24 protein-coding genes and 1 pseudogene are annotated in these 25,364 nt (G+C 70.6%); 6 read left to right on the forward strand and 19 right to left on the reverse strand.

Translation table 11 applies throughout. The features are described from left to right. Window positions 1–32: 32 nt before the first annotated feature. The 6 genes from EGM46_RS06860 to EGM46_RS06885 all read right to left on the reverse strand — a co-directional run bounded on the left by EGM46_RS06860 (window position 33) and on the right by EGM46_RS06885 (window position 5,928). A complete protein-coding gene (locus tag EGM46_RS06860; protein WP_125099411.1) occupies window positions 33–1,043 on the reverse strand; it encodes an ABC transporter substrate-binding protein in 1,011 nt (336 codons plus the stop codon). 54 nt (window positions 1,044–1,097) lie between these two features. Then, window positions 1,098–2,132, reverse strand: coding sequence for an ABC transporter permease (locus tag EGM46_RS06865; protein WP_125099412.1), 1,035 nt, complete (start codon window positions 2,130–2,132; stop codon window positions 1,098–1,100). After that, a complete protein-coding gene (locus EGM46_RS06870; RefSeq protein ID WP_125099413.1) occupies window positions 2,129–2,911 on the reverse strand; it encodes an ATP-binding cassette domain-containing protein in 783 nt (260 codons plus the stop codon). Before EGM46_RS06870 ends, EGM46_RS06865 begins: the two co-directional genes overlap by 4 nt. 1 nt (window position 2,912) lies before the next feature. Beyond that, window positions 2,913–3,638, reverse strand: a complete 726-nt coding sequence (locus tag EGM46_RS06875) for an SDR family oxidoreductase (RefSeq protein WP_125099414.1) — start codon at window positions 3,636–3,638, stop codon at window positions 2,913–2,915. A gap of 62 nt (window positions 3,639–3,700) precedes the next feature. After that, a complete protein-coding gene (locus tag EGM46_RS06880) occupies window positions 3,701–4,462 on the reverse strand; it encodes a class II aldolase/adducin family protein (protein WP_125099415.1) in 762 nt (253 codons plus the stop codon). Next, window positions 4,459–5,928, reverse strand: a complete 1,470-nt coding sequence (locus EGM46_RS06885) for a rhamnulokinase (protein ID WP_125099416.1) — start codon at window positions 5,926–5,928, stop codon at window positions 4,459–4,461. The genes EGM46_RS06880 and EGM46_RS06885 overlap by 4 nt, the downstream gene beginning before the upstream one ends. A 158-nt stretch (window positions 5,929–6,086) precedes the next feature. Between EGM46_RS06885 and EGM46_RS06890 the strand changes: the two genes are divergently transcribed. Further along, window positions 6,087–6,866, forward strand: coding sequence for a DeoR/GlpR family DNA-binding transcription regulator (locus EGM46_RS06890; protein ID WP_164512831.1), 780 nt, complete (start codon window positions 6,087–6,089; stop codon window positions 6,864–6,866). Window positions 6,867–6,886: 20 nt separating this feature from the next. Here EGM46_RS06890 and EGM46_RS06895 read toward each other — a convergent pair whose 3' ends face one another. Further along, window positions 6,887–7,654, reverse strand: a complete 768-nt coding sequence (locus EGM46_RS06895) for an SDR family oxidoreductase (protein ID WP_125099418.1) — start codon at window positions 7,652–7,654, stop codon at window positions 6,887–6,889. A gap of 99 nt (window positions 7,655–7,753) precedes the next feature. Then, window positions 7,754–8,527: a DeoR/GlpR family DNA-binding transcription regulator gene (locus tag EGM46_RS06900; RefSeq protein ID WP_125099419.1), complete on the reverse strand. Its 774-nt coding sequence runs from the start codon at window positions 8,525–8,527 to the stop codon at window positions 7,754–7,756. A 139-nt stretch (window positions 8,528–8,666) separates the two neighbouring features. On the opposite strand from EGM46_RS06900, the gene EGM46_RS06905 reads away from it, so the two are divergent. Continuing rightward, a complete protein-coding gene (locus EGM46_RS06905; protein WP_125099420.1) occupies window positions 8,667–10,712 on the forward strand; it encodes a bifunctional aldolase/short-chain dehydrogenase in 2,046 nt (681 codons plus the stop codon). A gap of 177 nt (window positions 10,713–10,889) precedes the next feature. On the opposite strand, the gene EGM46_RS06910 is transcribed toward EGM46_RS06905, so the two are convergent. Beyond that, the gene (locus EGM46_RS06910) at window positions 10,890–11,519 is read right to left on the reverse strand and encodes a GNAT family N-acetyltransferase (RefSeq protein WP_125099421.1); all 630 of its coding nucleotides are present in this window, start codon (window positions 11,517–11,519) and stop codon (window positions 10,890–10,892) included. 108 nt (window positions 11,520–11,627) lie between these two features. On the opposite strand from EGM46_RS06910, the gene EGM46_RS06915 reads away from it, so the two are divergent. Further along, window positions 11,628–12,440 carry a DUF1684 domain-containing protein gene (locus EGM46_RS06915; RefSeq protein WP_164512832.1) on the forward strand — a complete coding sequence of 271 codons (813 nt, stop codon included), beginning with the start codon at window positions 11,628–11,630 and terminating at the stop codon, window positions 12,438–12,440. Here the strand turns inward: EGM46_RS06915 and EGM46_RS06920 are convergent. The 8 genes from EGM46_RS06920 to EGM46_RS06955 form a co-directional block, all read right to left on the reverse strand. Beyond that, on the reverse strand, window positions 12,424–14,553 hold the full coding sequence (locus tag EGM46_RS06920) for an FAD/NAD(P)-binding protein (RefSeq protein ID WP_125099423.1): 2,130 nt from the start codon (window positions 14,551–14,553) through the stop codon (window positions 12,424–12,426). The two genes, EGM46_RS06915 and EGM46_RS06920, sit on opposite strands and share 17 nt — an antisense overlap. Further along, on the reverse strand, window positions 14,550–15,572 hold the full coding sequence (locus EGM46_RS06925) for a transporter substrate-binding domain-containing protein (protein ID WP_125099424.1): 1,023 nt from the start codon (window positions 15,570–15,572) through the stop codon (window positions 14,550–14,552). The genes EGM46_RS06920 and EGM46_RS06925 overlap by 4 nt, the downstream gene beginning before the upstream one ends. 85 nt (window positions 15,573–15,657) lie before the next feature. Next, window positions 15,658–16,677, reverse strand: a complete 1,020-nt coding sequence (locus EGM46_RS06930; RefSeq protein ID WP_125099425.1) for an ABC transporter substrate-binding protein — start codon at window positions 16,675–16,677, stop codon at window positions 15,658–15,660. A 64-nt stretch (window positions 16,678–16,741) separates the two neighbouring features. Beyond that, the gene (locus tag EGM46_RS06935; protein ID WP_125099426.1) at window positions 16,742–17,671 is read right to left on the reverse strand and encodes an amino acid ABC transporter ATP-binding protein; all 930 of its coding nucleotides are present in this window, start codon (window positions 17,669–17,671) and stop codon (window positions 16,742–16,744) included. A 26-nt stretch (window positions 17,672–17,697) separates the two neighbouring features. Next, on the reverse strand, window positions 17,698–18,735 hold the full coding sequence (locus tag EGM46_RS06940; protein WP_241156223.1) for an amino acid ABC transporter permease: 1,038 nt from the start codon (window positions 18,733–18,735) through the stop codon (window positions 17,698–17,700). After that, window positions 18,732–19,280 carry a GNAT family N-acetyltransferase gene (locus EGM46_RS06945; RefSeq protein ID WP_125099427.1) on the reverse strand — a complete coding sequence of 183 codons (549 nt, stop codon included), beginning with the start codon at window positions 19,278–19,280 and terminating at the stop codon, window positions 18,732–18,734. Before EGM46_RS06945 ends, EGM46_RS06940 begins: the two co-directional genes overlap by 4 nt. Then, window positions 19,277–20,719: an NtaA/DmoA family FMN-dependent monooxygenase gene (locus tag EGM46_RS06950; protein WP_125099428.1), complete on the reverse strand. Its 1,443-nt coding sequence runs from the start codon at window positions 20,717–20,719 to the stop codon at window positions 19,277–19,279. The genes EGM46_RS06945 and EGM46_RS06950 overlap by 4 nt, the downstream gene beginning before the upstream one ends. Then, window positions 20,716–22,047 carry an LLM class flavin-dependent oxidoreductase gene (locus EGM46_RS06955; protein ID WP_125099429.1) on the reverse strand — a complete coding sequence of 444 codons (1,332 nt, stop codon included), beginning with the start codon at window positions 22,045–22,047 and terminating at the stop codon, window positions 20,716–20,718. The genes EGM46_RS06950 and EGM46_RS06955 overlap by 4 nt, the downstream gene beginning before the upstream one ends. 251 nt (window positions 22,048–22,298) lie before the next feature. Here EGM46_RS06955 and EGM46_RS06960 point away from each other — a divergent pair, with 251 nt between their 5' ends. Both EGM46_RS06960 and EGM46_RS06965 read left to right on the forward strand, forming a co-directional pair. Beyond that, window positions 22,299–22,817 (forward strand): NADPH-dependent FMN reductase, encoded by a 519-nt coding sequence (locus EGM46_RS06960; RefSeq protein ID WP_125099430.1) that lies wholly within the window; start codon window positions 22,299–22,301, stop codon window positions 22,815–22,817. Beyond that, entirely contained in the window at window positions 22,814–23,344 is a 531-nt protein-coding gene (locus EGM46_RS06965) for a flavin reductase family protein (protein WP_241156224.1), read from the forward strand. The genes EGM46_RS06960 and EGM46_RS06965 overlap by 4 nt, the downstream gene beginning before the upstream one ends. Before the next feature lie 6 nt (window positions 23,345–23,350). Here the strand turns inward: EGM46_RS06965 and EGM46_RS06970 are convergent, their stop codons facing one another. Next, the gene (locus EGM46_RS06970; RefSeq protein ID WP_125099431.1) at window positions 23,351–24,268 is read right to left on the reverse strand and encodes an alpha/beta hydrolase; all 918 of its coding nucleotides are present in this window, start codon (window positions 24,266–24,268) and stop codon (window positions 23,351–23,353) included. Then, window positions 24,265–24,882: a TetR/AcrR family transcriptional regulator gene (locus EGM46_RS06975; protein ID WP_125099432.1), complete on the reverse strand. Its 618-nt coding sequence runs from the start codon at window positions 24,880–24,882 to the stop codon at window positions 24,265–24,267. The genes EGM46_RS06970 and EGM46_RS06975 overlap by 4 nt, the downstream gene beginning before the upstream one ends. A 282-nt stretch (window positions 24,883–25,164) precedes the next feature. On the opposite strand from EGM46_RS06975, the pseudogene EGM46_RS14970 reads away from it, so the two are divergent. After that, window positions 25,165–25,364 (forward strand): annotated as a pseudogene (locus EGM46_RS14970) (MFS transporter); the annotation flags it as partial.

Below are 25,364 nucleotides of genomic sequence, written 5' to 3' on the forward strand. Positions count from 1 at the left end.
GAGCACGCAGCGCCCGCCCGATCGCGATTCTCTTAGCCGCAGGATTCCTTGTAGATCGCATCCTGCATGCTCGCGAGGTTCTCCTGCGTGATGACCACCGTCTCGGTGCCGATCTGCGGGGTCACCTCGCCGCCGGTGAGGTGCGCGACCGCCTGCTCGACGGCCTGAGTGCCGATGTCGCCCGGCTTCTGCGCCACGAGCGCCTGCACGTCGCCGCGCTCCAGCTGCTCAATCTGCGTCGAGCCGGCATCGAAGCCGACGATCTTGACGTCGCCCTGCGCGTTCGCGTTGCGCAGCCCCGTCGCGGCACCCTGTGCAGCGAATAGGTTCGTCGCGAAGATCCCCGTCAGGTCGGGGTTTGCAGCGATCGCAGCCTGGACGATCGACGCGGCCTTCGCAGGGTCGTTGTCGTTGATCTGCGCGCCGATGTACTCGATCCCGCTGTGCGTGGCGATCTGATCCTCGAAGCCCTTCTGTCGCGCGTCAGACGTTGATGCGCCGGCCTTGAACGCGATCACGAGGACCTTGCCCTTCCCGCCCACCAGCTCCGCGAGCGCATCCGCTGCCGCGGCCCCGCCCTGCTCGTTGTCCGTCGCGACCGAGGTGAACGCGAGCTCCGGATCGTCCAACGTCGTGTCGACAAGCCCAACGGGGATGCCGGCGTCGACGGCCTGCTTCAGCGGCGGCTCGAGCGCCTTCCCGTCGGTCGGTGCGATGAGGAGCGCGACGGGTTTGGTCGCGACCATCGAGTTCACGATGGGCGTCTGCACTGCCGCCTCGAACTGCTCGGGAATCTGCGCGGACACCTCGAGGCCGTACTCCTCAGCCGCCGTCTCGATCGCGCACTGCATCGAAATGTAGAAGGGATCGTTCACACCGGGGATGAAGCCGATGGTCTTGCCAGCGAGGTCGGCCTCGGTGAGCTGCCCGCTCGCTTCGGTCCCGCCGGACTCTGCGTTCTGGCTTCCCGTGGTGCACGCTGCGAGCGAGACGGCGAGAGCCGACACCGCGAGAAGCGCGGCACTGCGCTTGATGATGTTCATGTCTTTCCTGCTTTCGTGGGTGGATGGTGGTGCATGACAAGAGGGGGGATACGGCTATCTGCTGTTGTTGCGGCGCCGCATCTGGTCGAGGTAGACGGCGCCGAGCAACACTGCGCCAACCGCGATCTGCTGCCAGTACGGGCTGACGTTCAGGATCACGAAGCCGTTCTGCAGAATCACCGGGATGAACACGCCGATCACGGTGCCGATCATGAGGCCGCGGCCACCGAACAGGCTCGCGCCGCCAATCACGACAGCGGTGATCACCGACAGGTTGTCGGTCGAGTGGCCGCCCAGCGTGGTCGTTGAGAAGCGCGCAACCGAGAGGTAGCCGGCAAGCCCGGCAAGCAGGCCGGCGAGCGCGTAGACCTTGATCAGGTGCCGGTCGACGTTGACGCCCGTGCGGCGCAGGGCCTCAGCGTTCGACCCGACCGCGTAGGTGTACCGGCCGAATCGGGTCTGCGCGAGGATCACCCCGAAGATCACCGCGACCACGATCGCGATCACCGCGAGCACGGGGATCCCGAGAATGCGCCCGGCGCCGACGGTGTCGACCAGCTCGAACGGAACGTTGCGCACGTCGACGCCGCCGGTGATGAGCAGCGAAGCGCCCAGCGAGGCGCCCATCGTCGCCAGCGTGACGATCAGCGCCGGGATCCGTGCCTTCGCGATGAGCACACCGTTCAGCACCCCCCACGCGGTGCCCGCCACGAGCGAGACGACGAGTCCGATGAGGAGCGTCAGCGGCGAGCCGTCGCCGATCGCGGACATCGTCATCGCGCCGGCGACGCTCGCGAACACGAGCACGCCGCCGACGGAGAGGTCAATGCCAGCGGTAATGATCACATAGGTCGCCCCAGCGGCCATCACCAGCAGGATCGCGGCGTCGGTCAGGAGGTTGATGAAGTTGTTCGGGGTGAAGAATGCGCCCGGGCGCAGGAGCCCGAACAGGACGATGAGCGCCACCATCGCGAGGAACAACCGGAAGGTGTCGCTCCCGAGCACACGCTTCAAGAGCGAGGGGCGCTGATACAGCTCAGCCGAGCCGATGACCGCCGTGGACTGAGTTTCTTCGTTGGGGGCGATCATCGCACCTTCCCTTCCGTTTCGCCGCTCGTCATTGCGGCGACGAGATCCTCGACCGTCGCTTCCGCGGCCGTGAACGTTGCGACGCGCTGACCCAGCCGGAGCACCTCGACGCGATCGCTCACCTCGAGCACCTGCGGCATGTTGTGGCTAATGAGCACGACAGCGATGCCTGCGTCGCTGACCCGCTTGATGAGATCGAGCACCTGCTTCGTCTGGACAACGCCGAGCGCGGCCGTCGGCTCATCCATGAAGATGATCCGCTTCGCCCACATGGCGGCCCTGGCCACGGCGACCGACTGCTTCTGGCCGCCGGAAAGCTCGGCGACGGGAGCGGTGATGTCCTTCAGCTTCACGCCCAGATCCGACATCTCTCGCTCGGCGGTATCGAGCATCCCACGCTTGTCGAGGAAACCGAGCGCCCCGAGCAGCCCACCACGACGCAGCTCGCGTCCGAGGTACAGGTTTGCCGCCGGATCAAGGTCCTGCGCGAGCGCGAGGTCCTGATACACCGTCTCGATCCCGTAGCGACGCGCATCCTGCGGGCTCTCGAACGTGATCGGAGCCCCCTCGAAACGGATGGTGCCCTCGTCGGGGCGCACCGCGCCGGAAAGCATCTTCACGAGTGTGCTCTTTCCAGCGCCGTTGTCCCCGATCAGGGAGACAATTTCGCCCGGGTAGACCGTAAAGTCAGCACCGCGCACCGCGCGCACATGACCGTACGTCTTGACGATGCCACTCGCCTCGAGCAGTGGCTCGCGAGTTGTCGAGGTCTGTGTCATTTCAAATCTCCTGCGAGGTCGGGAGGATCACAAGATCCCGGATGTTGACGTGGCGGGGTCGGCTCAGCATGAACAGCACTGCCTCGGCGACATCGCGCGAATCGATCCCGGTCGCCGCGGCAATCTGTGCGGCGGTTTCGTCCGCTTCGCCGATGCCCCAGAGCTCGTTCAGCACGACCCCGGGCGCGATCGCGCCGATGCGTACGCCCGTCCCGACGAGCTGCCGTCGCACGCCGTGCGTGAAGGACTGCATCGCGTGCTTCGAAGCCGAGTAGATCGGCTCCCAGTGAATCGCCTGGTGCCCGGACACCGAGCTGGTGACGATGATGTCCCCAGCCCCGGCCGCGATCATCGCAGGGAGCGCCTCGCGGATGATGGCCATGGCCCCGAATACGTTCACGTCGAGCAGCGCGCGCACGGCCGCGAGATCCGCCTCAGCGAAGTCCCCCGGGAGGTAGAGCCCCGCGTTCGCGAGCACGATATCAACCCGCCCAAAGCGCTCAACTGCGAGGCGCAGTATCTCCGCCGCGCTCCCCTCCGCTGCGACATCCGCTGGCACCGCAAGGTGCTCGCCGGGAAGTTCAGACGCCACCTCGCGCAATCGTTCCGCGTTGCGACCCACCAGCACGACGCTCGCGCCGGCCTCGGCGAGCGAACGCGCATACGCGCGACCAATCCCGGAACTCGCTCCCGTAACGAGCGCGACCTTCCCCGTGACGTTGTCCATCGCTTGTCCCCTCTGCAATCCCCGGCTCGCGCCGGCAGTGTGTGCATTCATGTGCATGGTGCCTATCCCGCGAGCAGCGAGCGGCGCAGCAGCTCATCCGGTCGCGTATCAATCCGGTCGGCGTGCTCCTCGGTGAGGAACACTGGCGCACCGATCGTGAGCGCCCCGGCGAGCACTCGTGCCGACTTCACGGCCATCTCCGTGATCGAGACGGCTTCCTCCGCGGTCTCCGCAAGCGCGAACATCCCGTGATTGCGCAGGTAGATCACGCGCGGCCGCTCACCGTGCTCCTGCAGGTGCGAATCCAGCGACGCCGCAACCGCACGCGCGAGCGGAAGCCCCGGATCAACGTATGGAATGAGCAACGCGTGGCGTCCCATCACCACGATCTGGTCAGGAAACAGCGACCCGGCAACCAGGAGTTCCGCCTGGTCCGAGCAGAGCAGCGTGTTCACGGGAACCGGATGCGTGTGCACGACAGCGTCCACACCGTCGAGGCGCTGGCAGACCGCGTGGAGCAGCGATTCCACCGATGGCCGGCCGTTCCCCCAGGTGGTCGCACGCGAGAAGAGTTCACGCACGTGCGCGTCATCGGCCGGCCCAGCATCGATCGCCGCCCAGAACGCTGGCAGGTCCACCTCGACGAAGCTCTCGTGAGTTGCGCCACGCATCGACGATCCTGTCGCCTTCACGAGCATCCGGTCCGGTGCGGTGCGGATGGAGGTGTTCCCTTCGGCAAGGATCGCAAACCCGTGCCCCGGGTCTCCGGCGCGTCGGGTCAGTTCGACGATTTCGTCGATGCGTGCGCTTGCGGTCTCACTCATTGCTGGAGCTCCTTGGCCTCGGGTGCCTGGTCTGGGTCTGGATAGGGAAAGGACCGGATGTGCTCCGCGCCGAGCGTCGCGAACACTGCTGCCGCGCTCGTGACGTCCCCGCTCGCCTGCGCTTGGAGGGCGATGTTGCCGAAAGCGGAGGCCTCGGTTGGCCCAGCGAGCACTGGCCGTTGCGCGAGTTCGGCCGTGAGCCGGCAGAGCCGCGCGTTCCGAGAGCCACCGCCGACGATGCGGATGCGGTCGACGCGGACGTCCGTCACACGTTCGAAGGCGTCGACGCCGGCGGCGTATGCAACGGCAAGACTGTCGACGATCGCGTGGACCACGCTCGCCCGCGATGCCTCGACTGGACGCCCTGCCACAGCGCAGAGCCGCCGCACGCGGCGCTCCATGTCGCCGGCACCGAGGAGCTCAGGGGACGACGTGTCGAAGGTCCGTGCATCGAACGGCAGCGCCTCGATGCTCGCGAGCAGTTCGTCCCGCTCCTCTGGCCCCGCGCCCCACTCGCGCAGGCACTCCTGCAACATCCAGAGCCCGGTCAGGTTGCGAAGCAACAGCGTCCCCGACGCACCGCGCTCGTTGGTGAAGCCGAGTGATGCTGCTTCCTGAGTCGTCACGGGTGCAGCGAGGACTCCGCCAACCAGTGACCAGGTGCCACTCGAGATGAGCGCCTCCGAAGCCCCGCTCGTCGCCGGCGCAGCGCTCGCGAATGCGGCAGCGGTGTCATGACCGGCGACGCGATACACGGGAATGTCTGTGGTCGCACCGATCCGATCACGCAGCTCGGGGAGCACTGGGCCGACCAGCGAGGCAACGGGCTCAACGGGAGGGAACCGCACTCCGCTGAGACCGTTGGCCGCGGCGAGCCGCGCAGAGAATTCGCCAGTCCGCGCATCGAGCAGCTGACTCGTCGACGCGATGGTGGGATCGGTTCCGACAACGCCGGTCAGCCAGAATAGCCACAGGTCGGGGACGAACAGCAGCTGTTCACCGGAGAAGTCGCGCCGCTTGGCCTCGGCCGCGAGCCGCAGCGCAGTATTGATTGCCTGGTCGGGCACTCCACTGACCGCGTACACCTCGGTCTCAGGGACTGCGCGTGCGGCGATCGCCGGGCCGGGGTCTGGCGCTCCCCGATAGCTCCGACCTGGCAGTTCAATGGTTCCGTCCGGAGCACGGAGGACCCAGTCGACACCCCAGGAGTCCACGCCGATGCCGGCAAGGGTGTCCCCGCGATCGGCGCACAGCCTCACGGCCTTCGCGAGGCCAGTGAGCGTCTCCGCAAACAGCGTTTCCAGATCCCACGCCTCACCGTGAGGCGTGTCAACGATCCCGTTCTCGAAGCGATGGACCTCGGTAAAGCTCCAACGCTGCCCGTGGGCGGTACCGAGCACGACCCGGCCGCTCGAGGCGCCAAGATCCACCGCGGCATACGCGCGTGTGGCAGCGGGAGCGTCCATCGTGTTTCACTTCCTCGTGAGGGTCATTGCGATTGGGTTACATGTTATATCGTGTTCATACTCACACAAAATATAACTGAAACATTCGTGATCCTAGAATGAAGTTCACGCTGAGCTGCTCCAGACCCGGAGCCAGGAGCCCAAGGAGTGCGACGCACATGGCCGTAAACGGAACGCTGGATACCGAGCAGCGACGCGACGCGATGTCCGCCGCGCTTGGGCGGGACGGCACGCTCCTCGTGAACGCGGCGGCCGCTGAGTGGGACGTGCACCCCATGACGATCAGGCGGGACTTCGATCACCTGGTGAATCGCGGCATCGCGCGCAGGGTGCGCGGCGGGATCATCGCCCTCACCGGCGACAGCTTTATGCACCGACGTCACCTGAACGCGACCGCGAAGGAAGCGATTGCGCACAAGCTCCTCAGGCTCGTCGAGCCTGAGTCGGTGATCGCACTCGACTCGTCGACCACCATCAGCGCGTTCGCCGACCGCCTTGCCGAAGCGCACGACGCGCAGGAGGCGCAGGATCTGACGGTGATTACGAACGGACTTCCGGCATTCCAGGCGCTCCGCACGCGGGCGCACGCCAGTGTGTTCCTGACCGGGGGCGAGCAAGAACCGCAGAACGACTCGCTGGTCGGACCGCTCGCCGAAGCCGCACTTTCGCACTTCATGATCGGCACGGCGTTCGTGTCGACACTGAGCCTCGACCAGCAGCTCGGCGCGAGCGAGAATACGCTCGCCCAGGTGTCGTACAAGCGCACGCTCGCCGGCGCAGCGAACCGCCTGGTGCTCGCACTGGACTCAACCAAGCTCGAGACGCAGGCCCGCTTCCGGTCCCTCGAGCTCGGCGATATCGATGCGCTGGTCACCGAGCTGCACCCGGCAGACCCCCGCCTCGACGTCTACCGCGATCTCATCGCCGAGATCCACTAGCCGCGAGGCGGGGCTGGCAGCTAGATGGCGGTGTAGCCGCCGTCGATCACGAGATCCTGCCCGGTCAGGTACGCCGAGGCGTCAGACGCGAGGAACGTCACGAGACCGTGAAGGTCGCTCGGCTGCCCCATGCGCCCCGCCGGAATCCGGGCGACCCACTCTCTCGCAAGCTCGGGGTTCTGCTCCGTGAACTGCGCGGTCATGTCCGAGAGGAAGTAGCCAGGCGAGATCGAATTGACTCGAATGCCGGCGGCCGCCCACTCCACGGCAAGGGACTTGCCCAGGTGCGCCACGGCGGCCTTTGAGGCGTTGTACGAGGCCTGGAACTGCGGCACGTTCACGATCGACCCGGACATCGACGCAACGAACACCGCGCTGCCAGGCAGCCCAGCCGCGAGCAGCCCGCGCCCGAAGGCCTGCGCCGCGAAGAAGGTACCGTCGAGGTTCACCGACAGCACGCGGCGCCATTCGGCGGCGGACACGTCAACCGAGTCGTTCCAGACGGTGATACCCGCTGCAGTGAGAAGCACCTGCGGCGTGCCGAGCTCCGAACCGATCTGCGCGAACGCATCCGCAACAGCGTCCTGATCGGTGACGTCGACCACGTGCCCAACCGCGCGCACACCGTAGTCCTCGGCGATCCGCGCGGCCGAGGCGGTCACCTCGGGAAGGATGTCGAGCAGCGCGACGGGCGAGCCCTGAGCGGCAAGCGCCTGGGCAAGCGAGTACCCGAGCCCGCGGGCACCGCCCGTGATCACTGCCGGGCCGGTCGGCGAAACTTCTCCCATGACGATCTCCTTTGATGTGTGAAGCTGTTCAAGTTATCGCTTTAGAACACTACATCACACACGCGCAACACCACGCGCCCGAACTGATCGTGCCCCGCACTACCCCGGAATCGCGACACAGTCGACGACCACGCCGAGTGCACGCCACCGCGCAACCTCTTCCGCGGCGAACGCATCGTCGGTAATGAGGCGCTCGACCGCGGTTGCTCCCACAACGCCGTGCTGCCCAAACCCGGCGCTCTTCGACGAGTCGAAGAGCCCAATCACCCGCTCCGACACCGAGGCGATCATGCGCTTCGTCTCAGCCTCGGAGAATGCGCGCTCGAGGAGCCCCTGTTCCGCGGAGAGCGCCGACACCCCAAGGAACGCGATATCGATCCGCCCGAACCGCTGAAGCAGCTCGACCGGGAAGCCCACCGTCGACGACGAGGTACGCCGCACCGTACCGCCGAGCAGCACGAGCTCGATCGCGCTGTGCTCCATGAGTTGCGTTGCCACGCGCAGCGAGTTTGTCACCACGGTCACGTCGCTCCGCTCGGCGAGTTCGAGCGCGAGGTAGTAGCTCGTCGATGACGAATCAAGCGCGATCACCGCGTCCGGTCCGACCAGGCCGGCGGCGCGCCGCGCAATTGCACGCTTCGCGGCCACACGGTGCCCCAGGCGGACCGACAGCGCGCCCTCCTCGGCCCCCCGCAGTCGCGCACCGCCCCGAATCCGCTCGACGAGCGCGCTGCGCGCGAGTCGGTCAAGGTCCTTGCGGATCGTCACCTCGGAGACCGCCAGCCGCGTTGCGAGCTCAGCAACGGACACTTGCTCCTGCCCTTCGAGCAGGGCAAGGATCCGCTCGTCTCGGAGTTCAAGGTCTCGCGCCATAGTTCTTGACTCTACTGCCGAAACACATGCGAGCTTTCGAGGCAGCAAGTATGACTTTCAAACGAAAGTCAAAATGCTTGCCTTCGTAAGCGTTGGGACGTAGGGTGGTGCTGAGTTTCCGCCCACCGAAAGGCCCAGCATGTCACCCACCGCCCCCGTCACCGTCGACGACCTCATCTCGCGCTCGAACCGCCTGGGCGCTGACAAGAAGAACACGAACTTCGCCGGGGGCAACACCTCGGCGAAGGGTCCTGCCGCCGATCCCGTCACCGGCGAGACCGTCGAGCTCATGTGGGTGAAGGGCTCGGGCGGCGACCTCGGCACGCTCACCCCCGCCGGGCTCTCCGCGCTGCGCATTGATCGCCTCCGCGCGCTCACCGCCGTCTACCCCGGTGTCGACCGCGAGGACGAGATGGTCGCGGCGCTCGACTACTGCCTGCACGGGAAGGGCGGAGCGACCCCCTCGATCGACACCGCAATGCACGGCCTCGTCGATGCCGCGCACGTCGACCACCTCCACCCAGACTCGGGCATCGCCATCGCCACCGCAGCGGACGGTGAGGCCCTCACCGCGACGATCTTCGGCGGCGCGGTGGTCTGGGTGCCCTGGCGTCGGCCCGGCTTCCAGCTCGGGCTCGACATCGCCGCGATCAAGGCCGAGCATCCCGAGGCGGTCGGCTGCATCCTCGGCGGGCACGGCATCACCGCGTGGGGCGACACGAGCGAGGAGTGCGAGCGCAACTCGCTCTGGATCATCGACACGGCGGCCGCGTACATCGCCGAGCACGGCAGCCCGCAGCCGTTCGGGGCGACCGTCCCCGGTTTCGAAGCGCTGCCCGCGGCGGAGCGTCACGCGCGCGCCGCGCAGCTCGCACCCGTGATCCGCGGCATCGCCTCGCACGACAAGCCGATGGTGGGCCACTTCACGGACAGCGCTGAGGTGCTCGACTTCCTGGCGAGCGAGAAGCTCGCGCCGCTCGCGGCGCTCGGCACGAGTTGCCCCGACCACTTCCTGCGCACGAAGGTGAAGCCGCTGGTGCTCGACCTCCCAGCCACCGCGACGCTGGAGGAGCAGACGGCCCGCCTCGGCGAGCTGCACGAGGCGTACCGCGCCGACTACCGTGCGTACTACGAGGCACACGCCGATGACGCGTCGCCCGCGATGCGCGGCGCCGATCCCCTCATCGTGCTCGTGCCAGGTGTCGGCATGTTCAGCTTCGGCGCGAACAAGCAGACGGCGCGCGTCGCAGGCGAGTTCTACGTCAACGCCATCAACGTGATGCGCGGCGCCGAGTCGCTCTCGAGCTACGCCCCGATCAGTGACGCGGAGAAGTTCCGCATCGAGTACTGGGCGCTCGAGGAAGCGAAGCTGCAGCGGCTCCCGAAGCCGAAGTCACACCAGGGCAGGATCGCGTTCGTCACGGGAGCAGCGTCCGGCATCGGCAAGGCGATCGCCACGCGCCTCGCGGCGGAGGGCGCCTGCGTCGTCGTCGCCGATCTCGATCTCGAGAAGGCCCAGGCCGCCGCTGCCGAGCTCGGCAGCACCGACGTGGCCATCGGCGTCGCAGCGAACGTCGCGGATGCCGCGGCGGTGCAGGCTGCGGTCGACGCTGCAGTGCTCGCGTTCGGCGGCATCGACCTCGTGGTCAACAACGCCGGCCTCTCACTCTCGAAGCCGCTGCTCGACACGACCGAACAGGACTGGAACCTGCAGCACGACGTCATGGCGAAGGGCTCGTTCCTCGTCTCGCAGGCCGCGGCGCGCGCGATGATCGCGCAGGGCATGGGCGGCGACGTAATCTACATCTCGTCGAAGAACAGCGTCTTCGCGGGCCCGAACAACATCGCGTACTCGGCCACCAAGGCTGACCAGGCGCACCAGGTGCGACTGCTCGCCGTCGAGCTCGGCGAGCACGGGATCCGCGTCAACGGCATCAACCCCGACGGCGTGGTGCGCGGATCCGGCATCTTCGCCTCCGGCTGGGGCGCGAACCGCGCCGCAACCTACGGCGTCAACGAGGAGGACCTCGGCCAGTTCTACGCGAACCGCACGATCCTGAAGCGGGAGGTCGTTCCGGAGAACGTCGCGGACGCCGTGTACGTGCTCACCGGCCCGGAGCTGACCCGCACCACCGGCCTCCACATCCCGGTCGACTCCGGCGTCGCCGCCGCGTTCCTGCGATGACTACCGCGCGGGCGCGCCGCGCCGTCGCCGCGCCCCGCTGAATAGCCCCCCGGATCGGGGTCACTTGGGCAGGGTGTTGGCGAGCTCAGCGGCGCGACACCCTGCCCAAGTGACCCCGATCCGGGGGGGGTGGGAGGCGGGAGGGGCGCCGGGGAGGCGGGAGGAGGGGCGCGCCAGCTACCCCAGCCGGAGGCCCGCCGACGGGTCGTCGAGGGCCGCCGTGTAGCGCGCCAGCCGGTGCTCGAGGCCCCGCCGCACGCCGGGCCACTCGGGCTGCGTGATCGAGAAGACCACGGTGTCGCGCAGGTACCCTGGCGCGCGCCGGTGCGCGCGGAGGATGCCGTCCTGCTTCGCCCCGAGCCGCGCGATCGCCGCCCGCGACTGGTGATTGTGGAAGTCGGTGCGGAACTCGACGGCCGGGCAGTCCCACACGTCGAAGGCGTGGCCGAGCAGCAGCAGTTTGGACTCGGGGTTCGTCCCGGTGCCCTGCGCGCTCGCAGCGTTCCACGTGGAACCAATCTCGACGCGCGGCACCTCGGCCTCGATGTTCATGAACGTGGTCATGCCGATGACCTGCCCGGTGTCGGTGCGGCGCGCGGTGAACGCGATCATGCTGCCCTGCTCCTGCAACTCGAGCCGACGCCGAATCTCCGCCGACATCTGCTCGGGCTGCGGCACGAGCGTGTACCAGAGGTTCCACAGCTCGCCGTCGCGCACGGCGTCGACGAGGCCGTCATGGTGGTCGTGCGACAGCGGCTCGAGGGTGACGAGGCGGCCGGTCAGGGTTCCGGGATGCGCGAGACTCATGAGCCCATTCTGCTGCGCGGCACGCCCCCAGCGAAACCTCCGGTCATATTGACCCGATTCCCACCCGTTCGTGATGTGCTGGGGGTCCACGAAGTCGTAGGGAGCAAGATGTCCGAGCACGAGCCGACCCCGTTCACCGACGCCCACGCCGCCTGGCACGCGAGCGTCGAGTCCGCGCGCACCGCGCCGTACGGGCCGCTGAGCCCCACCGCGATGCACTGGCTGAGCGCCGAGCCGCAATCCCTGCCGGATCTGCCCGGCCTCTGGTCGGCCGACCGGGCCGGCCTCGTGACGGTTGAGCTCACCGAGGCCGACGGCGTGACCCGCGCGGGCGAGCCCATCTCCGGCACCACGCAGCTCGGCCCGCTGACCGGCACCGAGGGCACCGCGCTCGCCTGGGGCGAGGTGCAGCTCGAGGTCGCGGCGCGCAGCGGCGGCATCATCGTGCGCCCGCGGGATCCCGGTTCGCCGGATCGCACCGGCTACACCGGCACCGCAACGTTCCCGCCGAGCGAGGAGTGGGTGGTGACGGGCCGCTTCGTGCCCGCCCAGCGCGACACGGTTGAGGTGTCGTCTGCTGCAGGGCCGGATCGCACGCAGGCGTTCACCTCCCCCGGCACCGCCGAGTTCACGCTCGGGGGCCAGGAGCTCTCGCTCACCCTGTTCGGTTCGGCGGAGAACGATGACCTGCGCGCGATCTACGCCGACGCGAGCGGCGCGGACCTGACGTTCCCGTCGGCGCGCTTCGTCGACGTCGAGCTTGTGGATGCCGACACCGTTCGCATCGATTTCACCCGCACCACGAACCCGCCGTGCGCGTACTCCGCGAGCGCGACCTGCCCGTTCCCGCCGCCCGAGAACCGACTCCCGGTGCGGGTGGAGGCCGGCGAGCTGCGCCCGGGCGTCACGCTCCCGAAGTAGCGGCAGCGCCGCTCGACACGAGCTCGCGCGGGTGCTCGGCGCGCTCAGCCCACACCTCGGCTGCCGCCTCGAGCACCGCGCGTGCGCAGCGGTCGTGCACCCGGAACGGCAGCGAGTTGATGCCCGGCCGGGTGAACGCGCCGCCCGTGAGACCGGCGACGAACGGCCCGAGCGCGAACTGACGCGGCGCCCCCGGCAGGCTCCCGTCGGGGGCCGCCTCGATCTGCCCGGTCGTCTCGACGGCGCCGCCCCGCGGATCCGGCACCGCGAGTTCGCGCACCCTGCCGCTCGCCACGAGCTGCCTGAGCAGCGGGTTGTCGCTCACTGCCGCACGCGCTTCGGGGAGCCACGCATCGATCAGGATCGCTGCCGCGGCTTCCGCCCGCGCGCTCACCGGGGCGCCGGAGGGGGTCACCCCCGTCACCGCGCGGCCGACCGCGCGGAAGAGCCCGGCCTCGGCGTCGGCCTCGAGTTCGACGTCGCCGCCGAGGAAGCGCACCACGCCGGCCTCGGCGAGCGCGCTGAGCTCCTCGAGCCGGTGCCCTGGCGGGCCGCTCGCGAGGTAGCTGAAGTAGCTCGCCCAGCGGCGCGGGAGCGCGCGGGTGCGGCTGTGCGCGTTCCAGCGGTCCGGGGCCACCTCGGCGAGTGCGAGGAACGCGTACAGTCCAGTGAGGAAGAGGGCCTGCGTCGCGCTGTTCTCCGGTTGGGTGCGGAGGCGCAGGTCCTCCGCGATGTGCGCGAGCACGCGCTCGTGCACATCGTCAGCTGCCGCGGTCGGCGCGGCGCGCTGCAGCTCCTCGGGGAGAAAGCGGAGCGGGTGGTCGAACGCCGCGAGGTCGAAGCGGTCGCGCGGATCTGGCACGGTGGTGCGGATCAGTTCGGCGATGGCCTCGTCGCGCGTGCCGGGCTCCGGCTCAGCGATGGCCGCGCGCAGCCGCGGCGCGAACACCTCCCAGGTGTCGGTCACTCGCGCGGGGTGGCCGGTGAACAGTTCGCGGTAGTAGCCGGTGAGCAGTTCGGCTGAGATGAGCGGCCACGCGTCGCGTGCGAAGTCGAGCGGCTCGCTGCGCGACGCGACGGCCGCGTGGAACTCCGCGCCGAGGTACTCGAGTCGCACGGCCTCGCCCACCACCTGGCTGGTGATCTTCGATCGGTACGGAACCCCGCGGCGCGACGCGAAGTGCAGCACCGGCTCGCGTCCGCTCGGCGTGTAGCCGAGCGTCCCGTCGGCGCGCCGCGCGAAGCGGCCCCCGCGCCCCTCGGCGAGGAGCACGCTGAGGTCGATCGCGGCGAGCCCCATGCCGCGGACGATCACGTCGGCCCCCGCCGAAACCTCGGAGAAATCGACATCTGCGGTGAATGCCGGGGGCACGTACGTGAGGTCGTGCGCACGCGCGAATTCGGCGAGCCGGATCGTGTCGGCCGACGGGTCGGTCCCCGCGTGCCCGAGCGCGTAGATCACCAGGTCGGCGAGCAGCGTCCGCCCCGAAGCCAGCTGCACGGCGTGCCGCGCGCCACCGCCGGTCGCCGCGCCGGCCGCGCCGCCGCGCGCTCCGTCAGCGTCCGCCACCGCCACCGCGGTGTCGGCCACCCAGCTCACCCGCACCGTGGACGCCGCGCGGCGGAGCGTCTCCTCGACCGCCCACCCGAGGTAGGCGTTGTTCAGGCGCCGCGTCGGGAACCCGTCGTCGGCGATCTCGGCGATCTCGCGCCGCAGCAGCTCGTCGGCCCACTCCGGGACCGGGAACCGCCCATCGCGCACCCCGGCCACCCACTCGGCGAGCGAGGGGCCTGGGGCGACCGGACCGTCGAGCTGGCACGACGGATCCGTGAAGAATGCCACGTCGCGGAGCATCGAGTTGAGCTTCAGCAGGGGCGACTGCTCGCGCCGCCAGATGCGGCCGCCGCCCGGCCGGTGCGGGTCGACCAGCCGGATGTGGAGCGGCAGCGCCGCGCGGTCGCGGGCGTGGCTCGCGATGATGCGCTCCAGCAGCATCACGGCGGCCGGGCCGGCCCCGACGCAGACCACCTCGACGGCCTCGCGCTCGGCGTGCGCCTCGATCCCGAGCGCGCGGTCCGTGTGCGCAGCGCCGCCAGCACTCCCCAGCGTCATGGCTTCGGCAGGCCGGGCGGGTTGATCAGCGACTCGGCGATGGCTTCCTCGTCCTGCCCCCAGCGGTCGAGCACCTCGTCGTAGGTGCCTGACTCGATCAGCGACTGGATGACGAGGCTGACCGGCTCAATGAGCCCGTTGCCCTTCGCGGTGACGGCGCCCACCTCACCGTTCACGGGGTACGCGCTGTTGAAGCTGCCGACCACGCGCGTCTCGCCGAGCGTGGTCTCGCGGAACTTCGCGAGCGCGTGCGGGTCGATGCTGACGTCTGCGCGGCCCGAGCTGAGCGCGAGCGAGCCGGCGGCCGAGTCCTCGTAGTACACCGCCTCGCCTGGCGCGATGCCCGCGGCCTCGTTCTGCGCAAACCAGTCGAGCAGGAACTTCTCCTGGTTCGTTCCGCTGCCGACGATGACGCGGAGACCCGACACATCCTTCGGCTCCGAAATTTCAGATATCTCCGAGGAGGAGGCAACCGAGAACCCCATCACCGCGTCCCGGTACGTCGCGAAGTCGAAGAGCTCCTTGCGCTCCTCGGTCACCCCGATGTTCGTGAGCGCGAGGTCGTACTTGCCCGACTCGATGCCGAGCGGCCAGTCCGCCCACGCCACGTTCTCCGGCGTGTACGTGAGCCCGAGCCCCTCGGCGATCAGCGACGCGAAGTCGGCGTCGCTGCCGATGATGGTCTGGGCGTCGTCCTCGGCGAAGAACGAGGTGGGCGGCGAACCGGCGCCGCCCAGCGCGATCGTGAGCTTGCCGGCCTGCACGGGGCTGAACCCGCTCTCCTCGAGCGCGGCGACCGCCTCGGGCACCGGCTCGATGTGCGGGCGGGTGTCGAGGTTGCCGGTGGTGAGGTCGAAGGGCGCCTCGGCCCCCGCGGTCGACTCGGCGGCGGGCGCTGGGGCGGCCGGGGCGCCGGCGGCGCTGCAGCCGGCGAGCCCGGCGAGCCCGGCGAGCCCGAGTGCGAGGGTGGCCGCCGCCCCGAGGCGGCGCGCTGGACGGGTGGTCACTGGGGTGGTCATGTGGCTCCTTCAGCTCAGTCGTCGAGTGGTGCGCCCCGGCCGGGGCCGCCGCGGAGGACGGCCCCGGCCAGGGGGCAGTGGCGGGTTACGGGCGGGGCAGCCCTGGCGGGTTGACGAGCGACTCCGCGACCGCCTCGTCGCTCAGGTCCCACCGCTCGAGCGCCGTCGCGTAGGTGCCGTCCTCGATGATCGCGTTGAGCACGATCGCGACGGGATCGATGAGGCCGTTGCCCTTCGCGGTGGTCACGCCGATCTGCGCGTTCTCGGGGAAGCCGCCGTTCAGCGTGCCCACCACCTTCGACTCGCCGCTCACGGCGGCGGCGAACGCAGCGGTGGGGTTCGGGCCGAAGAGCGCGTCGACGCGGCCCGAGGCGAGCGCGAGCTGCGCCGCTGCGTTGTCGTCGAAGTAGACGGGCTCGCCGGCCGGCAGGCCGTTCTGCTCGTTCTGCGCGAACCAGTCGAGCAGGATCTTCTCTTGGTTCGTGCCGCTGCCGACGACGACCTTCAGGCCGGCGACGTCCTTCGCCTCGCTGATGGAGTCGATCTCGCTGTCGGCCTGCACGGAGAACGCGAGCACGTCGTTGCGGTGCGTGGCGAAGTCGAACAGGTCCTTGCGCTCCTCGGTGACGGTCACGTTCGAGACGACCACGTCGTACTTGCCCGACTCGACGCCGAGCGGCCAGTCGGCCCACGCGACGTTCTCGGGCGCGTACTCGAGCCCGAGCCCATCGGCGACGAGCTGCGCGATGTCGGGCTCGATCCCGAGCAGGGTGCGGTTGTCGTCCTCGGCGAGGAAGCCGAGCGGCGGCTCGTACGCGGAGTGCGCGACCGTGAGCTTGCCGGCCTGCACGGGCTCGAAACCGCTGGCCTTGAGCGCCGCGACGGCCTCGGGAATGGGATCGATGCGCGGCCGCTCGTCGGCGTTCGCGCTCGTGAGGTCGAACGGCGACTCGGCGGCCACTGAGGTGCCGCCGGCTGGATCGCTGTCGCCGGTGCCCTGCGCGGCGTCCGAGACGACGGCGCTGCACGCGGTCAGCCCGGTCAGCGCGAGCGCGGTGAGGGCGGAGAGGAGGAGGCCGGCGCGGCGGCGTGAGGTGGAGGGCATGTGCTGACTTTCAGGTGTGTGATGGAACGGGATGGTGGATGGGTGGTGCGGAAGTGCGGACGGCTCAGATCACCCAGTCGAGGAACTCCTGGGTGCGCGCCTGCTCGGGCGCGCGGAGCACCTGCGACGGCGGGCCGGCCTCGACCACGCGCCCGGCGTCGAGAAACACGACGTGGTCGGCGATCTCGGCGGCGAAGCCGATCTCGTGCGTCACGATGATGAGCGTGGTGCCGCCGGTCGCGAGATCGCGGATCACGCTCAGCACCTCGCCGACGAGTTCGGGATCGAGCGCGCTCGTCGGTTCGTCGAAGAGCAGCACGTCGGGTCGGAGGGCGAGCGCGCGGGCGATGGCGACGCGCTGCTGCTGGCCGCCCGAGAGCTGCCGCGGGTAGTGATCGGCCCGATCGGCGAGGCCGACACGGGCGAGCAGCACCCTGGCCTCGGCGATCGCGTCGGCCCGGCTGAGCCGCTTCAGGCCGATGGGCGCCTCGATGATGTTCTCGAGCGCGGTGAGGTGCGGGAACAGGTTGAAGTTCTGGAACACCATGCCAACGCGGGTGCGCCGCTCGAGCACCTGCTTCTCAGGGAGTTCGTGCAGCACCCCGCCGCGGCGCTCGTAGCCGATGTACTCGCCGTCGATGGTGATCGATCCGGCGTCGATGGTCTCGAGGTGGTTGATCGCGCGCAGCAGGGTGGACTTCCCCGAGCCGGAGGGCCCGAGCAGGGTGATCACCTGGCCGGGCTCCACGCGCAGCGAGATCCCGTGCAGCACCTCGTGCGGCCCGTAGGACTTGTGCACGTCGGTGATCTCCACGAGCCCGGTGCGCGGGCCGTCGCCTGTGGCGGCTGCGGGATCGGGGGTGGCCGGCGCCGCGGCCGGCGCGGCCGGAACCGCGTCGGCCGTGGCCACATCGGCCTGGGACGCATCGGCCGGTGCCGGCGCGTCGGCGAGCGCGGTGTCTGGCCGGGTGTCGAGCGCGGAGTTGCGTGTCATGTCTGGCCTCCTTCGGGTGTGTGACGTCAGTGCGCGCTCGTGTTGAGCGCTGCGACGGTGTGTGCGGATAGGGACGTGGTGCGTGCGGGCCCGGGGTCCCCGAGCTGCGCGGGATCACGGTCGCCGCGCCACGCGCGAACGGTGCGGCGGAGACGCTGCAGCGGCGTTGGCGGCAGCTCGCGCGCGGTGCCGCGGGAGAAGCGGCGCTCGATGTAGTACTGGGCGACGCTCAGCACGGTGGTGAAGATCGTGTACCAGACGGCGGCGACGAGCAGCAGCGGCACCACCTGCTGGTTGCGGTTGTAGATCACCTGCACGGTGTAGAACAGCTCGGGGAGCGCGACGATGAAGACCACCGACGTGCCCTTCAGGAGCCCGATCACCTCGTTGAACGCGTTCGGCAGGATCGCGCGCGCCGCCTGCGGCAGCACGATCCGGAAGAAGCGCCTGCTGCGCGGGATCCCGAGCGCCTTCGCCGCCTCGATCTGCCCCTGGTCGACGGACAGCAGCCCGCCGCGGATGATCTCGGCGGAGTACGCCGCCTGGTGCAGCGAGAGCCCGAGGATCGCGGCGACGGAGGAGGAGAGGAGGCGCACGGTGTCGAACTCGACGACCCAGAAGTCGTAGCTGAACGGCCACCCGATCCCGAGCGTGGGGAAGAGGTATCCGAGGTTGAACCAGATGACCAGCTGCACCACGAGCGGCACGGAGCGGAAGAACCAGATGAACCCCCAGGCGAACGAGCTCAGCAGCGCTGAGCCGGAGAGCCTGGCGAGCGCGAGCACGCCGCCGAGCACGAAGCCGATCACGGCGGACACGGCGGTGAGCCAGAGCGTGAGCCAGAGCCCGCGCAGCACGGCGTCGTTGAAGAAGTACTCGGCGAACACGGGCCAGCGCCACTGCGGGTTCGAGAAGAACGTCCACACGAGCTGCGCGAGCAGGAAGACGGCGATCGCGCTGAAGGTCCAGCGCCACCAGTGCCGCAGGGGCACCACGTGCTCGGCGGCGGCGCGCGGTTCGCGATTCACCACCCCGACGGGAGGGGTGTCAGTGACAACGGTCATGCTGGGGTCTCCTCTGTGAGCTGCGCGGGATCGGGGCGCTGCGCCGGGCGGATCCCTGGCGCGAGGTCCTTGGTGAAGGGGTGGACGCCGACCTCGTCGGCGGGGCGTTCCGGGTCGAACTGCGGCGCGTAGCCGCTGCCGAGGTAGAGCGCGACCGCCTCGGGCTGGCGGGGCCCGGTGGTGAGGAACACGCGCTCGTAGCCGAGCCGGGCGGCCTCACGCTCGAGCGCTGCGAGCACGCGCTTCGCGAACCCGCGGCCGCGCACGTCGGCGCGCGTCCAGATGCGCTTGAACTCGGCGGTGCGCTCGTCGTAGCGCATGAACGCGCCGCCGGAGAGCACTTCTCCCCCGGCGAGCAGCACGAGGAACGTGCCGTTCGGCGCGGTGAACGCGGCCTCGGGGTAGCGGTTCAGCTCGACGGATGCCGGCTCGCCGAACACCTCGACGCCGTAGCGCGCGTCGTACTCGCGCTCGAGGTCGGCGAGGAGGGGCGCCGCGAGCGGGTCGCCGGGGTGGACGATCCGCACGACGAGCTCGGCGGTCATGCGACGGCCCCGGCTGGTTCGCGGTCGCCGGCGGCCACCGCGTCCTCGCCGCCCCGCCACGGCACGTGCGGGGGCCGCGGCAGGCCGAGGGTGCGGCGCAGCGTTGGCGTCGCCCCGGTCTCGGGGTCCGTTTCGTAGCTCGTGCGGAACACGCCGCGCTCCTGCAGGAGGGGCACCACGCGGTCGACGAACTCGTCGAGCCCGCCAGGCGTGAGGTGCGGCACGAGCACGAAGCCGTCGGATGCGCGCTCCTGCACGGCGTGCGCGATGTCGGCGGCGACCGTCTCGGCCGAGCCGACGAAGGTGTGCTGCGCCGTCTCCGCGGCGACGAGCTCCCGCAGGGTGAGGCCCTCCCGCGCTGCGCGCTCGCGCAGCTGCGCGGCGCGGGCGACCCGGTCGGCCACCTGCGTGGAGACCTGCCCCTGCCGCTGCGCCCCGTCGCTCGGCTCGGTGTCCGGCAGCGCCCCATCGGGATCGAGGCCGGGCAGCTCGTGCCCCCAGATGGCCTCCACCCAGGCGATCGCGGTCTGCGGGCTGGTCTGCGCGAGCGAGATGTCGCGTGCGCGTTCGCGGGCGTCGGCGTCGGTGTCGCCGAGGGCGAAGGTCGCGCCAGGCAGAATGAGCAGCGAGTCTTCGCTGCGCCCTACTCCGGGCAGGCGGCCCTTCACGTCGCGGTAGAAGGCCTGGCCGTCGGCGAAGCTCGTGTGGCGGGAGAAGATGATCTCCGCGTTCGCCGCGGCGAAGTCGCGCCCGGCTGGCGAGTCGCCAGCCTGCACGATCACGGGGAAGCCCTGCGGGCTCCGCGGCACGGTGCTCGTCGCGGACACGTCGAACTGCGGGCCGCGGTGCTCGACGCGACGCACCAGCGCGGGATCGAGGAAGCGCCCGCTCGCGCGGTCCGCGATGATCGCGTCGGCGTCCCAGGAGTGCCAGAGCTCCTTCGCGAGCGCGACGAACTCCTCGGCGCGCGCGTACCGCTCGGCGTACGGCAGGAAGCCGCCGCGGCGGAAGTTGCCGCCGTGGAACGCGTCGGGCGAGGTCACCACGTTCCAGCCGACGCGGCCCTGCGAGAGGTGGTCGATGGTGGCGAGCTGCCTGGCGAGCTCGTACGGCTCGTTGAACGTGCTCGTGAGCGTGCCAACCACACCGATGTGCTCGGTGACCGACGCCATCGCGGTGATCACGGCGAGGGTGGCCGGCCGGCCGGCGACGTCGAGGTCGTGGATCTTGCCGCCGTGCTCGCGCAGGCGCAGCCCCTCGGCGAGGAACACGTAGTCGAAGAGCCCGCGCTCAGCGGTCTGCGCGAAGTGGCGGAACGAGGCGAAGTCGATCTGGCTGCCCGAGGCGGGGTCGCTCCACACGGTGGCGCTGTTCACCCCGGGGAAGTGCGCGACGAGGTGGACCTGGCGCTGCGGCCCGGTCGGTGATGCGGCGCTCATGCTGCCTGCTCCGTTCGCTCGGTCTGGGTGTTCGTGTGCTCGGCGTTCGTGCGCTCGGCGTCGCCGCGCCGCAGCGGGGCGGGGGCGAGCCCCAGCCGCTCGCGCAGCTGGCGCGGCGAGCGATCGGCGGCGGCGATCCCGCGTGCGCGCAGGAGCGGCAGCAGGGTCTCGGTGATTTCGCGCAGGTCGCCTGGCAGGGTGAGCGGGCGGAGGCGCACCCCGTCGACGCCGGCGTCGCGCCACCGCTCGATCGCGTCGGCGATGTGCGCGACGCCGCCCGCCACGACGCGCGCGTCGCTCGCGAACGGCTCGCCCGCTGCGTCGTCGAGCCGTGCGAGGCGGGCCGCGGCCGGCTCTGCCGCCGTGTCGAAGATGACGGCGAGGTCGGCGATGATGCGCAGCGGCTCGCGGCCGCCCGACTCCGCGCGGCCCACACGCCGCTCGGCGGCGCGCACCTGCGCGATCACCTCGGCGACGGTGAGGCCGCGGGAGGCGCCCGCGCGCACGGAGTCGCTCTCGGGGGTGACGAACACGGCGTCGGCCGCCCGCGCGGCGAGCTCGTGCACGCGCGGCGAGTGCGAGAGCACGGTGATGGGCAGCTGCCCCTGCGGCGAGCGCGGCACGATCGACGGGCCGGCGACGGTGAAGCGCTCCCCCGCGAAGTTGATGTGGTGCACGCGGTCGCGGTCGAGGAAGCGGCCGGTCGCGGCGTCGCGGATGATGGCGTCGGCGTCCCAGCTGCCCCAGAGCCCGCGCGCCACCTCTGCGACATCCGCGGCCTCGTCGAGCAGCTCGTCGAGCGCTGCGTCGGGTCGACCGGCCACCACCTCGGCGAGGTCGATCGCAGGCGCGGCTCGGCGGCCGAACGCCGCGGCGGACGCCGCGTCGCCGGAGATCCGCAGCTGCCAGCCGCCGCGGCCCTCGGACACGTGGTCGAGGGTCTGGAGCGCGGTCGCCACGTGGAACGGCTCGGTGTGCGTCGTCGTGACGGTCGGGATCAGTCCGATGCCCGCGGTGCGCGGGGCGACCCAGCTCGCGGTGAGGAGCGCGTCCAGGCGGCCGGTGACGCGGTCGGCGCGCGGCGCGGCGGCTGCGCTCTCGCCTGCGCCGGAGCCCGGCGCCGCGTCGTGCTGCAAGCTGAGCGCGTCGTCGAGCGTCGCGTAGTCGAGCCCGGCCGCGTCGGCGGTGCGCAGCAGCTCGGTCCAGTAGGCGGCGGTGAAGAGCGCGTCGGGCTGCGCGTCGGGCTCACGCCAGGCGGCGGGGTGCCAGCCGGCCCCGTCGAGGGCCACCCCGACCGTGAATGAAGTGGGTGTTGTTATGGGAGACATGCGGCGAGCTTATGGTTAACCGGCCCCACTCTGTCCACCAATGTGACGAAGAATGACCGTTACGCCGTGTTGCACGCCCCGTGTCCGCGCACGCACCCGGCGACCTACACTGGCCCCAGTTCCGCGGGATGAGATCGCGCGGCCACTCCGCGACACCACACCGTGGATCACACCCAACTGCCGTGACGCCCAGGCGCCACACACGGACGAGCGCCGTGCGCCGCAGCGCGCGCCGCTAGAAAGGGATTCTCGTGTCCACCATCTCCGTCATCGTCGGAAACCCCAAACCGCACTCGCGCACCCGCCAGATCGCCGAGGAGCTCGCGCGCCGCGTCGCCGAGCGCACCGGCGCGGCGCTGCACCCCACCGTCGACCTCATCGACCACGCCGACGAGCTCTTCGCCTGGCCGGCCCCAACGCTCGATCCGCTGCTCGAACAGCTGCGCGGCTCCACCATCGCGCTCATCGCAACACCGACCTACAAGGCGAGCTACACGGGGCTCCTGAAGGCGTTCCTCGACCGCTATCCGGCGCGCGGCCTCGCCGGCGTCACCGCGATCCCGATCTTCACGATCGCCTCCGAGGAGCACGCGCTCGCGGTCGAGTTCACGCTCCGGCCGCTGCTCGTCGAGCTCGGCGCGAGCGTGCCGACGCGCGGCCTCGCGTTCCCCACGCCGAAGTTCGACCGCAGGGCCGAGGTGCTCGACGAGTGGGCCGGCACCGAGCTCGAGCTGCTCGCCGCGGCGCACCGCAGCGAGGTGCGCGCGTGAGCGCCGCGGCCCCCACGGCCCCCACGGCCGCCGCGACACCCCAGCCGTTCGACGAGCGCACGTACCGCGACGTGATGGGCAGCTTCGCCTCGGGCGTCACCGTCATCACCACGCACGGCGCCGACGGCCCGGTCGGCTTCACCTGCCAGTCGTTCTACAGCGTCTCCATCGACCCGCCGCTCATCTCCTTCTCCATCGCGCGCAGCTCGCGCAGCCTGGCCGCGGTGCGCGCGCACCGCAGGGTCGTGGTGAACTTCCTGAGCGCCGAGCAGCAGCACCTCAGCGGGCAGTTCGCCCGCTCGGGCACGGACAAGTGGCAGGGCGTCACCTGGTCGCCCTCGCCGAGCAACGGCGCGCCCATTCTCGACGGCGGCACCGGCTGGGTGGCCGGCGAGATCGACCAGGAGATCGAGGCGGGCGACCACCTCATCTTCCTCGTGCGGGTGAGCGGCATCTCAACGGATCCGGATCGCGCCCCGCTCTTGTTCTACCGCGGCACGTACCGCGAGCTCGAGTACATGATCTGAGCGGCGCTACGCGACGATCCGCCGCAGCTCGGCCACGAAGCGCGCGATCGTCGCGTGCGCGTCGGCGCGCGCCCGATCGTGCTCCTCCGGCCGGTTCATGTAGCCGTGCACGGTGCCCGGCTGCACGAACTCGGCGACCGCAACGCCCGCGGCGCGCAGCTGCTCGGCGAACTGCTCGCCGGAGGCTCGGAGATCGTCGGCGTCGGCGTGCACGAGCACGGTGGGCGGCAGGAGCCCGAGCTGCTCGGACGGCAGCTCGCCCGCGACCCGCACGCCGGGCGCGAGCGGCTCGCCCGCCACGGACCCCAGGTAGAACGCGTACATCTCGGCGATGCGCTCGGCCCCGAAGCGGCGCGCGTCGGGCAGGCCGGCGGTGGCCGCGCTGATCGCCGCGTCGGCGCGCTGGACGCGGTGCAGTGTCGGGTACTCGAGGATCAGCGCGTCGGCCGCCCGGCCGTCCCCCGCCGCGGCGCCCTCGGCGCGGTGCAGCGCCGCGAGCACGGCGAGGTGCGCGCCGGCGCTCGCGCCGCCCATGACGAGCGGCAGCGATCCCGCGCCGCGGTCCTGGGCGGCGACCCAGTCGAGCACCGCGGCGACGTCGGCGCTCGGCGCTGGCGCGCGCACCGCCTCGCCCGCGAGCGCGTAGTCCACCGAGGTGACGCGCATGCCGGCCTCGGCGAAGCGCCGCGCCACCCAGTCGGCCTCCGGCCAGTCGAGCGTGCCGCGCACGAACGAGCCGCCGTGCGCCCACACGAGTGTCGCCCACGGGGCAGTCGGGGGCTCGTACACGCGCACCGGAACCGCGGCCGATCCGACGCGATTCGGCACCCCGACCTCGCGGCCGCGCGCAGGCCCTGGCACGGTGAGGTCCGTGATGCGCACGCCGGGCTCGGGCGCTCGGCGCCGCCGCAGCCAGCCGATCACTCCTGCGCCCCCGCTGCGGCCCGCGCCCGGATGCCGGCGATGATGAAGTCGAGGCCCCGGTCGAACACGAGCCGGTTGCGCTCGGCCCCCGACGGGTGTCGGCGCAGCAGCGGGCCGAGCACCGGGCCCGAGCGTTCGGGGTCGAGAATCGTGTCGGGCGAGAGCGCGTCGAGCGCCGCGCCGAACGTGAACGCGTCGATCACCTCGATCGTGGTGAGGATCTCCGCGTCCGGCAGCCCGGCATCGCCGAGCGCTGCGGCGAGCGCGCTGTAGAACCGCAGCACGTCGGGCTCGTCGATCACCACCGTGAGCATGAGTTCGAGCGCGCGCGGGTGGTCTGCGTACATGCGCCAGGTGAGCTCCACCTCGCTGCGAATGCGGCGCTCCCAGTCGACGTGCTCGGAGACCGGGCCGAAGTACTCGGCGGCGAGCACCTCGCGCAGCGCGCCGATCACCCCATCGCGGCCGTCAACGTGATGGTAGAGCGAGGAGACGCTCACGCCGAGCCGTTTCGCGAGCGGCACGAGCTGGAGCTCGTGCCCGGCGTCAACGTAGTCGAGCGCCGCTCGGCCGATGATCTCTCGACTGAGCCGCGCGGTGCGGGGTCTCGCCACGGGGGTCCCTTCGTTGGTGCTGCTTGACAGATCCTCGCACACCGGGCACGATTGGCTCGCTAACCGAAACCGTTTCGATTAACTTCGTCGAAGCGAACACCCGCCAATGCAGCCGGAGAAGAACCCAGTGACCCTCACACACACCGCCGCCGATCCGCGCCACCCGCTCACCGTCCGCAACGGGAGCGCGACCTTCATCATCGCCCTCGCCAGCCTGATGATGGCCAACCTCGCGCCGTTCGTCATGANGCGACCTTCATCATCGCCCTCGCCAGCCTGATGATGGCCAACCTCGCGCCGTTCGTCATGACCGCGCTCGAGGGTCTCGGCTTCGACATCATCGCGAGCGGCAACATCCTCACCTGGGCGCTGCTCGCGTCGGCGATCGTCGGGCTCGGCACCTCGCGCCTCGCCGCCGGCCGGGCGCGCCGCCCGCTCGCGATCGCTGGCCTCGCGGTCGCGGTGCTCGCCTTCGGCGCCGG

The organism is Leucobacter chromiireducens (assembly GCF_003917135.1).
Lineage (GTDB): Bacteria > Actinomycetota > Actinomycetes > Actinomycetales > Microbacteriaceae > Leucobacter > Leucobacter chromiireducens_A.

Coding starts and splice junctions, on each gene's coding strand:
- EGM46_RS06860 (WP_125099411.1), bottom strand. CDS start 1,043: ATGAACATCATCAAGCGCAGTGCCGCGCTTCTCGCGGTGTCGGCTCTC.
- EGM46_RS06865 (WP_125099412.1), bottom strand. CDS start 2,132: ATGATCGCCCCCAACGAAGAAACTCAGTCCACGGCGGTCATCGGCTCG.
- EGM46_RS06870 (WP_125099413.1), bottom strand. CDS start 2,911: ATGACACAGACCTCGACAACTCGCGAGCCACTGCTCGAGGCGAGTGGC.
- EGM46_RS06875 (WP_125099414.1), bottom strand. CDS start 3,638: ATGGACAACGTCACGGGGAAGGTCGCGCTCGTTACGGGAGCGAGTTCC.
- EGM46_RS06880 (WP_125099415.1), bottom strand. CDS start 4,462: ATGAGTGAGACCGCAAGCGCACGCATCGACGAAATCGTCGAACTGACC.
- EGM46_RS06885 (WP_125099416.1), bottom strand. CDS start 5,928: ATGGACGCTCCCGCTGCCACACGCGCGTATGCCGCGGTGGATCTTGGC.
- EGM46_RS06890 (WP_164512831.1), top strand. CDS start 6,087: ATGGCCGTAAACGGAACGCTGGATACCGAGCAGCGACGCGACGCGATG.
- EGM46_RS06895 (WP_125099418.1), bottom strand. CDS start 7,654: ATGGGAGAAGTTTCGCCGACCGGCCCGGCAGTGATCACGGGCGGTGCC.
- EGM46_RS06900 (WP_125099419.1), bottom strand. CDS start 8,527: ATGGCGCGAGACCTTGAACTCCGAGACGAGCGGATCCTTGCCCTGCTC.
- EGM46_RS06905 (WP_125099420.1), top strand. CDS start 8,667: ATGTCACCCACCGCCCCCGTCACCGTCGACGACCTCATCTCGCGCTCG.
- EGM46_RS06910 (WP_125099421.1), bottom strand. CDS start 11,519: ATGAGTCTCGCGCATCCCGGAACCCTGACCGGCCGCCTCGTCACCCTC.
- EGM46_RS06915 (WP_164512832.1), top strand. CDS start 11,628: ATGTCCGAGCACGAGCCGACCCCGTTCACCGACGCCCACGCCGCCTGG.
- EGM46_RS06920 (WP_125099423.1), bottom strand. CDS start 14,553: ATGACGCTGGGGAGTGCTGGCGGCGCTGCGCACACGGACCGCGCGCTC.
- EGM46_RS06925 (WP_125099424.1), bottom strand. CDS start 15,572: ATGACCACCCCAGTGACCACCCGTCCAGCGCGCCGCCTCGGGGCGGCG.
- EGM46_RS06930 (WP_125099425.1), bottom strand. CDS start 16,677: ATGCCCTCCACCTCACGCCGCCGCGCCGGCCTCCTCCTCTCCGCCCTC.
- EGM46_RS06935 (WP_125099426.1), bottom strand. CDS start 17,671: ATGACACGCAACTCCGCGCTCGACACCCGGCCAGACACCGCGCTCGCC.
- EGM46_RS06940 (WP_241156223.1), bottom strand. CDS start 18,735: ATGACCGTTGTCACTGACACCCCTCCCGTCGGGGTGGTGAATCGCGAA.
- EGM46_RS06945 (WP_125099427.1), bottom strand. CDS start 19,280: ATGACCGCCGAGCTCGTCGTGCGGATCGTCCACCCCGGCGACCCGCTC.
- EGM46_RS06950 (WP_125099428.1), bottom strand. CDS start 20,719: ATGAGCGCCGCATCACCGACCGGGCCGCAGCGCCAGGTCCACCTCGTC.
- EGM46_RS06955 (WP_125099429.1), bottom strand. CDS start 22,047: ATGTCTCCCATAACAACACCCACTTCATTCACGGTCGGGGTGGCCCTC.